The 13,322-nt window shown below is 74.5% G+C and carries 12 protein-coding genes; 5 read left to right on the forward strand and 7 right to left on the reverse strand.

Going from position 1 to position 13,322, the window contains the following annotated elements; genetic code table 11:
• Positions 1–67: 67 nt before the first annotated feature.
• Genes ACFQTY_RS11480 through xseA form a run of 4 tightly spaced genes read right to left on the reverse strand, consistent with a single transcriptional unit; the run spans position 68 to position 3,258 of the window.
• The gene (locus ACFQTY_RS11480) at positions 68–709 is read right to left on the reverse strand and encodes a carbonic anhydrase (RefSeq protein ID WP_378100480.1); all 642 of its coding nucleotides are present in this window, start codon (positions 707–709) and stop codon (positions 68–70) included.
• Positions 706–1,632 (reverse strand): carbohydrate kinase, encoded by a 927-nt coding sequence (locus ACFQTY_RS11485; protein ID WP_378100482.1) that lies wholly within the window; start codon positions 1,630–1,632, stop codon positions 706–708. Before ACFQTY_RS11485 ends, ACFQTY_RS11480 begins: the two co-directional genes overlap by 4 nt.
• Positions 1,629–1,967: an exodeoxyribonuclease VII small subunit gene (locus tag ACFQTY_RS11490; protein WP_378100484.1), complete on the reverse strand. Its 339-nt coding sequence runs from the start codon at positions 1,965–1,967 to the stop codon at positions 1,629–1,631. Before ACFQTY_RS11490 ends, ACFQTY_RS11485 begins: the two co-directional genes overlap by 4 nt.
• A 7-nt stretch (positions 1,968–1,974) precedes the next feature.
• Entirely contained in the window at positions 1,975–3,258 is a 1,284-nt protein-coding gene (gene xseA / locus ACFQTY_RS11495; RefSeq protein ID WP_378100729.1) for an exodeoxyribonuclease VII large subunit, read from the reverse strand.
• Positions 3,259–3,517: 259 nt separating this feature from the next.
• Here xseA and ACFQTY_RS11500 point away from each other — a divergent pair, with 259 nt between their 5' ends.
• Positions 3,518–4,558, forward strand: a complete 1,041-nt coding sequence (locus ACFQTY_RS11500) for a 4-hydroxy-3-methylbut-2-enyl diphosphate reductase (RefSeq protein ID WP_378100731.1) — start codon at positions 3,518–3,520, stop codon at positions 4,556–4,558.
• Between the two features lie 90 nt (positions 4,559–4,648).
• On the opposite strand, the gene ACFQTY_RS11505 is transcribed toward ACFQTY_RS11500, so the two are convergent.
• Positions 4,649–6,034, reverse strand: coding sequence for a DNA recombination protein RmuC (locus tag ACFQTY_RS11505; RefSeq protein ID WP_378100486.1), 1,386 nt, complete (start codon positions 6,032–6,034; stop codon positions 4,649–4,651).
• A gap of 131 nt (positions 6,035–6,165) precedes the next feature.
• On the opposite strand from ACFQTY_RS11505, the gene ACFQTY_RS11510 reads away from it, so the two are divergent.
• The 4 genes from ACFQTY_RS11510 to ACFQTY_RS11525 all read left to right on the forward strand — a co-directional run bounded on the left by ACFQTY_RS11510 (position 6,166) and on the right by ACFQTY_RS11525 (position 10,260).
• On the forward strand, positions 6,166–7,020 hold the full coding sequence (locus ACFQTY_RS11510; RefSeq protein WP_378100488.1) for an ABC transporter ATP-binding protein: 855 nt from the start codon (positions 6,166–6,168) through the stop codon (positions 7,018–7,020).
• Positions 6,990–8,552 carry a hypothetical protein gene (locus ACFQTY_RS11515; RefSeq protein ID WP_378100490.1) on the forward strand — a complete coding sequence of 521 codons (1,563 nt, stop codon included), beginning with the start codon at positions 6,990–6,992 and terminating at the stop codon, positions 8,550–8,552. The genes ACFQTY_RS11510 and ACFQTY_RS11515 overlap by 31 nt, the downstream gene beginning before the upstream one ends.
• Before the next feature lie 18 nt (positions 8,553–8,570).
• Positions 8,571–9,647: a redox-regulated ATPase YchF gene (gene ychF, locus ACFQTY_RS11520; protein ID WP_378100492.1), complete on the forward strand. Its 1,077-nt coding sequence runs from the start codon at positions 8,571–8,573 to the stop codon at positions 9,645–9,647.
• A gap of 73 nt (positions 9,648–9,720) precedes the next feature.
• Positions 9,721–10,260 carry a GNAT family N-acetyltransferase gene (locus ACFQTY_RS11525; RefSeq protein ID WP_378100494.1) on the forward strand — a complete coding sequence of 180 codons (540 nt, stop codon included), beginning with the start codon at positions 9,721–9,723 and terminating at the stop codon, positions 10,258–10,260.
• A 162-nt stretch (positions 10,261–10,422) separates the two neighbouring features.
• Here ACFQTY_RS11525 and ACFQTY_RS11530 read toward each other — a convergent pair whose 3' ends face one another.
• Together ACFQTY_RS11530 and ACFQTY_RS11535 are read right to left on the reverse strand one after the other, a co-directional pair.
• Positions 10,423–11,631 carry a hypothetical protein gene (locus ACFQTY_RS11530; RefSeq protein ID WP_378100495.1) on the reverse strand — a complete coding sequence of 403 codons (1,209 nt, stop codon included), beginning with the start codon at positions 11,629–11,631 and terminating at the stop codon, positions 10,423–10,425.
• A gap of 102 nt (positions 11,632–11,733) precedes the next feature.
• Positions 11,734–13,299 (reverse strand): protease pro-enzyme activation domain-containing protein, encoded by a 1,566-nt coding sequence (locus tag ACFQTY_RS11535; RefSeq protein ID WP_378100498.1) that lies wholly within the window; start codon positions 13,297–13,299, stop codon positions 11,734–11,736.
• Positions 13,300–13,322 lie beyond the last annotated feature (23 nt).

The raw sequence follows: 13,322 nt of genomic DNA on the forward strand, positions 1-13,322 counted from the left end.
TCGAGAGGTGAGATCTACGTGGCGGAAGCGACTGTGCACGCGCACAGTGTGCGCGGAACAGCGCAGGTCAGCCGAGGCGGCCGACCGTCTCGACCAGCTTCGCGCGGCCGTCCTCCAACGTGTACTCGACGGCGACGATGGCGCAGCTGCCGTCCGCCGTCCGCCGGGAGAGCACGGCCGAGTAGTCGTTGAGCATGTGCGCGGTCTGCCGGACGTGCTCGTGCCCGAGCTCCGCGGCGTCGAAGGAGTCCAGCGGCTTCCCGGTGCTGGTCAGCCCGACGATGCTCGGGATCACCCGGTCGACCACCGCGCGGACGAACCCCGGCGCCTGCTCACCGCTGGCGAGCGTCTTGGCGGCAGCCGCGACCGCCCCGCACTTGTCGTGGGCCAGCACCACCACCAGCGGCGTGCCGAGCACCTCGACGCCGAACTCGATCGACCCGAGCACCGTGGTGTCGATGACGTGACCTGCGGTGCGGACGACGAAGGCGTCGCCGAGCCCTTGGTCGAACACGATCTCCGCCGCGACACGGCTGTCGGAGCAGCCGAACACGACCGCGAACGGCGCCTGGCTCGAGCTGAGCGCCGCGCGGTGCGCCGCGTCCTGCGACGGGTGCACCATCTCGCCCCGGACGAACCGCTCGTTGCCCTCGAGCAGCGCGGCCCAGGCCTGTCCCGGGGTCGTCGGTCGATCGGTCGTGCTCGTCATGCATCCACCTCCGCAGCAGTCGGGGGATTGGCCCCGGCGCGCGACACGGTGATGGCGGCGATCCGCGCGCACCGCTCGAGCACAGCCGTCAGCGTCCCCTCGTCGATCGCGTGCAGCGCCGCGCGCCGGTCGGCGCCCAGCAGCCCGGCCGTCCAGAGGCCGTCGATCAGGCCGCTCATGAACGAGTCCCCGGCACCGACCGTGTCCGCCACTGTGACGCGTGGCGCGACGATCTGCACGCGGAGACCGGTGGACGTGACGGCGAAGGCGCCCTCACCGCCGTGGGTCACCACCACGACGGCCGGTCCGGCCGTCGCCCATCGGGCCGCGACGTCGTCCGGCGCCTCGTCGGGGTGCAGCCACAGCAGGTCCTCGTCGCTGACCTTGATCACGTCCGCGGCGGCGACCAGGGCGTCCACCACCGGCAGGGTCTGCGCGGGCGAACCCATCAGCGCCGGACGCATGTTGGGGTCGTAGCTGATGGTGGACGTGGCACGGCGCGCCGCCACCAGACGCGCCACGGCGCCGCCGCCCGGCTGCAACGTGGTGGCGATCGAGCCCGTGTGCACCACGACCGGGTCGACGTCGTCGCCGTCCCACGTCGCCGGCAGGTCCCACTCCAGGTCGAACTCGTAGGTCGCGGCACCGGTGGCGTCGAGATGCGCCACGGCGACCGGGGTGCGGGTGGCGTGCACCGGCGCGGTGAGGACGTGCACCCCCGACGCGGCCAGGTGCTCACGGACGCGGTCGCCGTAGGCGTCAGGCGCCAGCCACGTCAGCAGGTCCGCCTCGCGGCCCAGCCGGGCGAGGCCGAGGGCCACGTTCGCCGGACTGCCGCCGGGGTGCTCCTCACGGCTGCCGTCCTCGCGCACCACCACGTCGACCAGCGCCTCACCGATCACCAGCGCCCGTGCGTCGTTCACTCGTCGTCCCCGTCCTCGTCGTCGCTACCGGCCTGCTGCTGCGGCCGCTCGTCCTGCGCGCCGGCCGCGCCGGCCGTGCTCGTCTGACCTGCGCCTCTGGGTGCCGCCGCGGTGGCCAGCCGCTCGCGCGCGCCGTCCAGCCACTGCTGGCAGCGCGCGGCCAGCGCCTCGCCCCGCTCCCACAGCGCCAGGGCCTCCTCGAGGGAGCCGGCGCCGCTCTCCAGGCGTGCGACCACGGCCACCAGCTCGTCACGTGCCTGCTCGTACCCCAGGCCCTGCACGTCGGCGTTCGGATCGGTCGGCGGTACGGCTGGCTTCGGCACGGGAGAAGTCAACCAGCCCTCACCGACGCGGCGTGCGACGGCCGGCGGCCCCGTCCGGCTGCGCTGCCGTCGCGGGCGTCGAGACGGTCACCGCGAACCGGCCCCGCGCCACGCGGACCGCGAGCGGCTCGCCGTCGGCGACCTCCGCCGGGTCGCGCACCACCCCGCCGTCAGCGCGTTGCACCACCGCATACCCGCGGTCGAGCGTCGCGGCCGGGGACAGCGCCCGCACCTGTGCGGCGAGGCGCGCCGTGGCGATGCCTGCCTCCGCGAGCGCAGCGCCGACCGTCCGGCGGCCGCGGTCCACCAGCCGGTCGAGCGCGAGCTGGTGCGGTTCGACCAGCGTGACGGGACGTGCCAGCACCGGCCGCCCGCGCCAGTGGTCCAGCGTCGACTGCTCACGCGTCAGGCGGCCCAGCACCGCCGCGCGGGCACGGTGGCGCGCCTGCGTCAGGCGGGCGCGTTCCTCCGTGACGTCGGGGACCACGCGCTTCGCGGCGTCCGTCGGCGTGGAGGCGCGCCAGTCGGCCACCAGGTCGAGCAGCGGAGAGTCGAGGTGGTGCCCGATCGCGCTGATCAGAGGCGTGCGGCAGGCCGCCGCCGCGCGCACCAGCGCCTCGTTGCTGAACGGGAGCAGGTCCTCGAACGACCCGCCGCCCCGCGCGACGACGATCACCTCGACCCGCGGGTCGGCGTCGAGCTCGGCGATCGCGGCCGTCACCTCCGGCACCGCGCGAGGGCCCTGGACGGTGACCCGCCGGATCTCGAACTGCACCGCGGCCCAGCGGGCCCGCGCGTTGGAGACCACGTCGTGCTCGGCGTCCCCCTGCTGCGCGCACACGAGCCCGACCACCGCCGGCAGGAAGGGCAGCGGCCGCTTGCGGTCCTCGTCGAACAGGCCCTCCGCCCCCAGCACGCCCTTGAGGTGCTCGATCCGCGCGAGCAGCTCGCCCAGGCCGACCAGCCGCACGGCGTCGGCTGCGAACGTCAGCTCGCCCCGCTTCTCGTGGTACCGGGGCCGGGCGTGCACGACGAGGTGCGAGCCGTCGGAGAGCCGGTCGGCGACGGAGGCGATCGCGCCCGCCGGGACGGTGACGGACAGCGACATGTCGAGGTCCGTGTCCCGCAGCGTGAGGAAGTACAGGGAGTTCCACCGCTTGAGGTTGAGCACCTGGCCCTCGACCCACACCGGCGGCATCCGGGCGATGTAGTCGGCGATCTTCGGGGCGAGGTGGCGGACCGGCCACGGGCGGTCCGGCGTGGTGTCGGCCGCGCGGAGGGGGAGCGGGCCGCGGGCCGTCAGGTCCGGGTCCTGCGGGCGGACGACGGGGCTGCCGGGCGGTGGGAACGTCGCGCGCTCCGCTGCCCGGTCCGTCGCCCGATCGGCCGATGCGCTCACGGTCACCAGACTGCCCCATGCCGCCCACGGCACCTGCACGCGTCCGCCGCCGGCCGCCCAGGGACGGTCCCGAGGCCCGACCTAGACTGGTGCGGTGAACCCCCACCGTCCGTCCGTCGACCACGCCGTCGACCGTGCCGTGGACAAGGCCGTGGACCTGGCCGTGCTCGACGCGGGTGCGGCGAGCCCGTCGTCCGACGTGGCCCGTCGTGTGCTGCTCGCCTCGCCGCGCGGGTACTGCGCCGGCGTGGACCGTGCGGTGGTGGCCGTGGAGAAGGCGCTCGAGCACTACGGCCCGCCGGTGTACGTGCGCAAGGAGATCGTGCACAACCGGCACGTGGTGGACACGCTGGCAGCTCGCGGTGCCGTGTTCGTCGCGGACACCGACGACGTCCCGGAGGGCGCCCGGGTGGTGTTCTCGGCGCACGGCGTCTCACCGGCGGTGCGGGCGGCCGCCGCCGCTCGTTCCCTGCGCACCATCGACGCGACGTGCCCCCTGGTCACCAAGGTGCACAAGGAGGCCGTGCGGTTCGCCGACGACGACTTCGACATCCTGCTGATCGGCCACGCCGGGCACGAGGAGGTCGAGGGGACGTCGGGGGAGGCGCCCGAGCACATCCAGGTGGTCAACTCCCCGGACGACGTGGACGCCGTCGAGGTCCGCGACCCCGAGCGTGTCGTGTGGATCTCGCAGACCACCCTGTCGGTGGACGAGACGATGGAGACCGTCCGACGGCTGCGTGAGCGGTTCCCCGCGCTGCAGGACCCGCCGAGCGACGACATCTGCTACGCGACGCAGAACCGCCAGGTGGCGGTGAAGAAGATGGCGCCGTCGTGCGACGTCGTCGTGGTGGTCGGCTCGGCGAACTCGTCGAACTCCGTGCGGCTCGTGGAGGTGGCGCTCGAGTCGGGTGCCCGCGCGGCGCACCGGATCGACACCGCCGCGGAGATCGACCCGGCCTGGGTGGCCGAGGCGGCCACCGTGGGCGTCACGTCCGGCGCCTCGGTGCCGGAGATCCTGGTCAGGGACGTGCTGACCCGTCTGGCCGAGCTCGGCTTCGGCGACGTGGAGGAGGTCCGCACGGCGACCGAGGACCTGATGTTCTCGCTGCCGCGGGAGCTGCGCGCCGACCTGAAGGCGGCGGGCGCCGAGACGCGGCCGGCGCGCGAGGGCCGGCGCTCGCTGGACGTCCAGGGCGTCTAGCGTTCGGCCGACGTCGGGCCGGTCCGCTCGTTCGCGGCACGGATGTCCGCCCGCGCAGGCCGTTCACGCGGCACCGCTGCCGCCCCAGGGTCAGCCCGCGACCTCCGTCGGGCCGGCGTGCGGCGAGGCCGCCTCGGCGCGCAGCGCGGCGGCGTCCCGGCGACCGTCCTCCTCCGCCAGCGCGGCCTGCTCCAGCACCACCAGCCGCTCGTCGGTCGAGGCCAGCAGCTCCGGTGCGGTCAGCGTGGTCAGGCGGGGGTCGACGGGCGGTGGTGAGGGCAGCTCGGCGTCGGTGACGTGCAGGTCGGCGAACCGCCGGGCGCTGACCAGCACCCGCGTCTCGAGGGAGCCGACCGTCTGGTTGTACGCAGAGGCGGTCGCGTCGATCGCCCGGCCCAGCCGCGCGAGGTGCGAGCCCATCGTCGCGAGCCGACCGTGCAGCTCCTTGCCCAGCGACAGCACCGCCTGGGCGTTGGCGGCGAGGGCGTCCTGCTTCCAGGCGTAGGCGACCGTCCGGAGCAGGGCCAGCAGCGTGGAGGGAGTCGCCACCACGACGTGCCGGTCGAAGGCGTACTCCGCCAGGCCCGGGTCCTCGTCGAGCGCGGCGTGCCAGAACGCGTCGGCGGGGACGAACATCACGACGAACTCCGGTGCGGGCGCGAACTGCTCCCAGTACTGCTTGGCCGCCAGGTCGTCGACGTGCCGGCGCACGTGCCGCGCGTGGTCGCTCAGCCGCGCGGCCCGCACGGCGGGGTCGGACGTCTGCGCGGCGTCGAGGAACCCGAGGAACGCCACCTTCGCGTCCACCACCACGTTCTTGCCGCCCGCCAGGCGCACCACCAGGTCGGGGCGCAGCAGACCGTCGTCGGTGCGGACGTTCTCCTGCTCGACGAAGTCGACGTGCGGCAGCATCCCGGCCGCCTCGACAACCCGGCGCAGCTGGACCTCGCCCCACCGGCCGCGCACCTGGGACGCCCGCAGGGCGGTGACCAGCTGTGCCGTCTCCCCGCGCAGCTGCTCGGACACTGCGTGCATGGCGCGGACCTGCTCACCGAGCGCCGCCTGGCCGGCGGCACGGGCCTGCTCCGCCACCTGGAGCTGCTCGCGCACCTGGTCCAGCGTGCGCCCGACCGGCTCGACCAGGGCGCGGACCGCCTGCTCGCGCTGCGCCAGCTCACCGACCTGGGTCTGGTGCTCGGCGGCCAGCCGCTGGTGCGCCAGCGCGAGGAACTGCTCGCTGCTCGCGGCCAGGGCGTCGGCGGCCAGCGCCTTGAACCGTTCCGCCGCACGCTCGTCGTCCGCGCGGGCGGCCGCCGCCGCGGTGCGCTCCGCCGCACAGCCCGCCTCCGCGCGAGCCGCCGCCACCTCGGCCGCCCGGACGCGGGCTGCTGCCCGGGATCCTGCCCCCACCCAGCCGAGGGCCGCCCCCAGCACGACCCCGACGGCCAGTCCCAGCAGCAGCACGCCCACGTCCATGCCGCCAGGGTGCCGCCGACCACCGACATGCCGGTCGCGGCGCGCACGGCGGCCGTCCCAGCCGGTCCGCCGCGCCGGTCCGCCCGCACCTGGCCCGGCGGAACCCCGGACCCGCGTGGGTGCCCGCACCTATGCTGACGCCCGTGCCCGACGGCAACCAGGGGCCGCTGCTCCCTCCCGATCCACCACCGCCGCTCGCCCCTGCTCAGCCGCTCGCCGAGCCCCCGGCACTGGTGCTCCGCGGCCTGTGGCGTCGGTTCGGCAGCACCATCGCGGTCGCCGGTCTGGACCTCGACGTGCCGACCGGCTCCTGCTACGGCCTGGTCGGGCCGAACGGTGCCGGGAAGACGACCACGCTGCTGATGGCGACGGGGCTGCTGCGGCCCGACTTCGGCAGCGTGTGGGTGCAGGGCGTCGACCTGTGGTCCGATCCGCTGCGGGGCAAGGCGCTGCTCGGCGTGCTGCCGGACGGCATCCCGCTGTTCGACCGTCTGACCGGCGCGCAGGCCATCACGTACGCCGGTCTGCTCCGCGGTCTCGACCGCGACACGGTGGCTGCCCGCACCTCCGACCTGCTGCGGACCATGGACCTGGAGCGGGACGCGGACACGCTGGTGGTCGACTACTCCGCCGGCATGACGAAGAAGATCGCGCTGGCGTGCGCCATGGTGCACGCGCCCCGGCTGCTGGTGCTCGACGAGCCGTTCGAGGCGGTCGACCCGGTCTCGGCCGCGAACATCCGGGACATCCTCGCCGCGTACGTGGCGGGCGGCGGCACGGTGATCGTCTCCTCGCACGTGATGGACCTGGTGCAGCGGATGTGCGACCACGTCGCGGTGATCGCCGGCGGCCACGTGCTGGCCGCGGGAACGGTGGACGAGGTGCGCGGCGCCGGCACGCTGGAGGACCGGTTCGTGCAGCTGGTCGGCGGACGGATCACGGGCGGGGGACTGGCGTGGTTGGGCACCTCGTCCGCCTCAAGCTGAGGCTGCTCGCCAACGGGTTGAAGCGCAGCGCCTGGCAGGTGGTGCTGATGTTGCTCGCGCTGCTGTACGGGCTGGGTGTGCTCGTGGTCGTGACGGGTGGCCTCGTCTACGTCAGCACCCAGGCGCTGGCGCTCCGGGAGCTCGTGGTCGTCGTCGCCGGTGCTGCGCTGGTGCTCGCCTGGTGCGTGGTGCCGCTCGTCGCGTTCGGCGTCGACGCCACGATGGACCCCGCACGCTTCGCGCCCTACCCCATCCGTCGGGCGCACCTGCTCACCGGCCTGGCGGTCTCCGGGCTGGTCGGCGTGCCCGGACTGCTGACGGTGCTCGCCGCGCTGGGGTCGGCGATCCTGTGGTGGCGGGAACCGGCGGCCCTGGTCGCCAGCCTGCTGGGCGCCGTCCTCGCGGTGGCGACCTGCGTCGTCGGCTCGCGCGCGCTGACCACCGCGCTGGCGCGGGTCGTGGTGCGGCGGCGGGTGCGCGAGCTCGGCGCCGCGCTGGTGCTGATCCCGATGATGTTCATCGGCCCGGCGATGTCCGGGCTGACCATGGGTGCGTCCCGTATCCGTGCGGCCGACACGGCGCCGGTGGTGCAGGCCGTCGGCTGGACACCGTTCGGGGCGGCCTGGGCCCTGGCGCCCGACGTGGCGTCGGGACGCTGGTGGCAGGCGCTGGCGCGGCTGGTGGTCGCCCTCGCCACGGTCGCGGTGGGGGTGCTCGTCTGGGACCGGTCGCTCGCCCGGGCCCTGGTGGACCCGCCGCACGACGTGGCCGGACGGCGTCAGCGCGGGCTCGGGTGGTTCGCCCGCGTGCCGGCCAGCCCACGGGGTGCCGTGCTGGCCCGGTGCCTGACCTACTGGGTCCGCGATCCCCGCTACGCCATGGCGGTCGTGGCCGTGCCGGTCTTCCCCGTGCTCTTCGCCGTGCTCGGCATGGGCAGCGGCCTGGTGCTGGCTGCGGGCCCGCTCGCAGGCTTCCTGCTCGGCTGGTCCATCTCCTCCGACATCAGCTTCGACGGGCCGGCGTTCTGGGTGCACGTCGCCGCGGGGGTGCGCGGCGGGGTGGACCGCGTGGGCCGCGTGCTCGCCGCCCTGGTGCTCGGCGTGCCGGTGGTGACGGTCATGACGATCGCGTGCGCGCTCTTCCTCCATCGCCCGGACGCCGTCGCGCCGCTGCTCGGCAGCGCCCTGGGCACGCTGACCACGACCCTCGGGGTCTCGTCCGTCGCCTCGGCACTCGTCGTCTACCGCGTGCGCAAGGCGGGGGAGAACCCGTTCTCCACCCAGCAGGGCGCCACCGTCCCCGCGATGCTGACGCAGCTCGCCGGCTGGACGGCGGTCGGGCTGCTGTGCGCGCCGGTCACGGTGCTCGCCGTGATGTCGGTGGCCGGGCACCGCGAGGCGCTCGGCTGGGTGACCCTCGCGGTCGGTCCGGCGCTCGGGACGGCGCTGATGGCACTCGGTGTGCTGCTCGGCGGTCGCACGCTCGACCGCACCGCTCCCGACCTGCTGCGCCGGCTGATCGCGATGGCCTGACCCGTAGACTCTCCCGCCGTGGCGCTCACCATCGGCATCGTCGGCCTGCCCAACGTCGGCAAGTCCACCCTCTTCAACGCACTGACGCAGGCCCAGGTGCTCGCCGCCAACTACCCGTTCGCGACCATCGAGCCCAACGTCGGCGTGGTCCCGCTGCCCGACCCCCGGCTGACCGAGCTCGCCCGCGTGTTCGGCTCCGAGCGGACGATCCCGGCCACCGTGTCGTTCGTCGACATCGCCGGCATCGTCAAGGGTGCGAGCGAGGGCGAGGGGCTGGGCAACAAGTTCCTCGCCAACATCCGTGAGGCCGACGCGATCTGCGTGGTGACCAGGGCGTTCGCCGACCCGGACGTGGTGCACGTCGAGGGTCGCGTCGAGCCGCTGGCGGACATCGAGACGATCCACACCGAGCTGGCGCTCGCGGACCTGCAGACGCTGGAGAAGGTGGTGCCGCGCCTGGAGAAGGAGGTGCGGCTCAAGCGGGCCGACGCCGCATCCCTGGCCGCCGCGCAGCAGGCGCAGTCGGTGCTGGAGGACGGTCGTCCGCTCTCGCTGGCCGACGGTGTGGACGTCCAGACGCTCGCGGAGTTCGGCCTGCTGACCACCAAGCCGTTCATCTACGTGTTCAACACGGACGACGAGGGCCTGGTGGACACCGCGATGCAGGAGAGGCTGCGTGCGGCCGTCGCGCCCGCCGACGCCGTCTTCCTCGACGCGAAGTTCGAGGCCGAGCTGGTCGAGCTCGAGCCGGACGAGGCCCGCGAGATGCTCGCCGCCAACGGTCAGGAGGAGTCCGGGCTGGACCAGCTGGCCCGCGTCGGGTTCCACACCCTCGGCCTGCAGACGTACCTCACCGCCGGCCCCAAGGAGGCCCGCGCGTGGACCATCCACCAGGGCTGGACCGCGCCGCAGGCCGCCGGGGTGATCCACACGGACTTCCAGAGGGGCTTCATCAAGGCCGAGGTGATCAGCTACGCGGACCTGGTGGAGGCCGGGTCCGTCGCGGCGGTGCGCGCGGCCGGCAAGGCCCGGATCGAGGGCAAGGACTACGTGATGGCCGACGGCGACGTGGTGGAGTTCCGCTTCAACGTGTGACGCTGGTGGCCGCACCGGCCGGCCCGTCGAGCCGCCGGTCGGACCGCGGGCTGCGATCGGAGGGAGCAGGCGCGTGACGGTGATCGCAGACGCGGCCTCGCCCCTGCGCCGGCTGACCCTCGGTGACGCACCGGTCCTGGCGCGGCTGGTCCGGGCGAACCGGGACTTCCTCGCGCCGACGAGCCCGGTGCGCGCCGAGGACTGGTTCACCGACGAGGGGCAGGAGCGCGCGGTGCGGACGGCGCTCGCGTCAGCCGAGGCGGGAACGATGTACCCCGCCGTGCTGGTCGAGGGCGGCGACGTGGTGGGCATCCTCAACCTCAACAACATCATCCGGGGCGCCTTCCAGTCCGCGAGCGTCGGCTACTGGGTGGCGCAGGACCGCAACGGCCGTGGGATCGCGACGAGGGCGGTCGCCGCCGCCAAGCGGCTCGCGGCTGAGGAGCTCGGGCTCCATCGGCTCGAGGCGAGCACGCTGCTCGACAACACCGCCTCCCAGCGCGTGCTGGCCTCGAACGGGTTCGTCCAGTACGGCGTGGCGCCGGACTACCTGCGAATCGCGGGCCGGTGGCAGGCCCATGCACTCTTCCAGGTGACGTTCCCCGGATCGTGACGGCTGCTCGACGTCTGTGCGGGGATGCGGTCCTGCCGAGGCCCAGCAGTTGACGCACGGGCTGTCGAGCGGGTCCTCGGGCGCGACGGTGACGTTCGCGGGGGCGCCGGCGTCCACGTCCCGCGGTTCGTCCGGCGGCACCGTGCAGCGCGGAGCACCTGCTCAAGAAGCAGTGCGCTGCACCTCGGGGTACGGGGTGGACCCGGCCAGCAGAGGCTCCGGCAAGCCCCGGGCCACGTGGTCGACGAACGCAGCCAGGTAGGCGTCGGCGATGGTCAGCGCGTGGTCGCCGTCGATCGAGCCGAGGCCGAGCAGGTACCGGATCGGTGCGGCCAGGTAGTAGGCGCCGTAGTCGCTGAAGTTGAAGTGGGCGGCGCCGTCGAGCTGGAAGCTCCAGACGGGTCCGGTGCTGGCGACCAGCAAGGAGCGGGCCGCATCGCGTTCGGACTGCTCGTCTGGGTTGCTCGGCCGGCAGGTCCCGGTGATGCAGGAGCCCTGGCTGGCCAGCAGCATCATCGGCTTCCCCAGTCCGGACTGGACGACCGTGCCGAACTGGGTCCCGTCCAGGTCGGCCGCGCCTGCGCACCGCGGGTCGTCGTGGCAGGCCTGCAGTGCGGCCGCGCCGCCGAAGGAGTGCCCCAGGTACGCGGTGGTTGCCGCGTCGACATGCCCGGCGAACCGGCCGGTCGCATCCAGCGCCGCGACCCGGGACGCGGCGAAGCGGTCGTCGGCTGCCCATACGCTGACCAGCCGGTCGGCGGCCGGACGCATGGCGGCCGCGTCGGACTCCTGCGGGTTGACGGCGGGTGTCGCGCCCACCGGCCGTCCGTCCAGCACGGTCAGGTTGGCGCTGTAGGTGGGCGTGATCCCGGCGACCAGGTATCCGTGGCTGGCCAGGTTCTCCGCGAGCGTGGTGTATTGCGGCGCGGCCAGACCCAACCCCGGTTCGAGCACGACCACGGGGAAGCGGTCGGACGCGGCTGGGGCGTCGGCGACGGCGTGCACCCCGACGTGGTCGAAACGGGTCTCGCCCAGCCCGAGCGGGCCGTGCAGGTGCAGTCCTGACCATGCGCCCGGGGTGTAGCGCGCAGGTGCCGCGCCTGGCGCCGGTGCGGCCGGGTACCAGAGCCACACGGACAGCTCGCGTGGCGTGCCCGACCGCGGAGCGAGCGGGTCGGTGCGGGCGTCGTCGGTCCAGTCGGCCATCGTCCGGCCGACGGGATACCGGCCGGTCGGGGCGGGGATGACGACCTCCTGCTGCTGCCGGACCGTCACGTCGCCGACGTACGCGGCGAGCGCCACCACCAGCACGATCGCCAGGACCAGCAGGGCCTTCAGCGTTCGGCGCAGACCTCGACGGTGGGTGCGCATCCACGCTGCTGCGGGTGGTGGCACGTGCATCGAACCTCCCTGCCGTGTGGTGGGCCGGCGACGAGCCGTGCTGGGACGATCCCACCGTTCAGGGGTCTGAGGTCAGGCGTGTGCTGCGCGGAGCCTGTCCAGCAGCGCCTGGCCGTCGGGAACGCCCAGCCCCGTGCACGGGTCCCAGCCCGGCCCTGCGGAGTAAGCCCCGTTGGTGCCGGACGTGATGTCCCGCAGGCCACCGGTCGGCGCCCCCGCACGTGCACCGGTGTAGAGCTTCCGGCCGAGCGGACCGGGCAGCCGTCCGAGCCCTTCGGCCAGGCGGCACACGAGTGCCGCCCACAGCGGTGCGACGGCGCTCGTCCCCCCGATGACGGTGTCCGTCCCGTCCACCCGGACGTCGTACCCCGTGGCGGGGTCGGCGTCCCCGGCGACGTCGGGCACACCACGCCCCGGCCGGTCGGTCGCGGCGTTCGGCGGCACGCCGACGCCGGACTGCCACGCCGGCGTCGGATAGACGTCGCTCACCCCACCGCCGGTGCCGCCCTGGCCGGCGCCGTGGAACCACACCGTCTCGGTCGCGACCCGGCCAGTCCTGGCGTCGGCGTGCAGCGTGGTGCCGCCGCAGCCGAGCGCCTGCGGGCTGGAGGCGGGGTAGTCGACGTGCGGCCGACCGTCGGTGGCGTTGTCGTTGCTGCCGTCGTCGCCGGAGGCCACGCACACCGTGACGCCCAGGGCGCCGGCGTCCGCCATCGCCTGGTCCATCGCGGCCCGGGCCTGCGCCGTCCACTGGTCCTCCGACTGCCCCCAGCTGATGCTCACGGCGGCTGGCGTCGGGCTGGCGTGCACCGCGGTCGCCAGCGCGTCGAGGAAGCCGCGGTCGGTGTTCGGTGCGAAGTGCACCACCAGGTCAGCGCCGGGGGAGAGAGCGCCGGCGACCTCGATGTCGAGCATCACCTCACCGTCGGCGCCGGACGGGTTGCCGTCCGGGGCGTTCCCGGCGCCGTCCACACCGACGGCCGTCACGGTCGGCGGGGAGGTCACGCCGACGCGGGACCAGTAGGCGGCCAGGTCGGCGTCGCTGTAGCCGCCGCCGAGCTCGAGGACGGCGAGCCTCTGCCCGGCGCCCGTGGTGCCGGCGGGGAACCGGTAGACGGTGCCGAGCTGCTGCGGGGTGAACGCTCGGGCGCCGGCGGCGGCGGGTCGAAACCGGGTCCTCGCCTGGGGCCTGTCGTCCAGGCCCAGGACTGCGACCACCACGCCGGCCAACGGGCCGGGCACCGACAGCTCGCCGGTCCGCTGCCGGTGCGTGACGGTGCCGGTGCCGTCCGGCGCCGGTGACTCCACGAGCCCGAGGGACGTGCCGAACACCCGTTCCAGCGTCTGCAGGCTGCCCTGCGCCTGGACGCGCCGCGAGACCGGGTCCTCGGCCGTCACGGTGACCCCGGCCGCCGCCAGCGTGCGGCGCACCAGCTCCAGGTCCTGCGGGTCCGCGCCGGCCGTGGCGGCGAGCTGCTCGCGGCTCAGCGGCGCACCACCGGGCGGTGGCAGCTCACCACGTCGGCGCAGCACGAGCGTGACCTCCACCGTTGCGGTCGGCTCGGGACCGCCCACCGGCCGGGCGTCGGGCACCGGGTGCCGGGTGCTGCCGGGCAGGGAGTGTCGTTCCTCGCTCATGCCCGCACCCTCCCTCCGTGCAC

Origin of the sequence: Cellulomonas sp. T2.31MG-18, from assembly GCF_964266755.1 — a bacterium.
Taxonomy (GTDB): domain Bacteria; phylum Actinomycetota; class Actinomycetes; order Actinomycetales; family Cellulomonadaceae; genus Cellulomonas.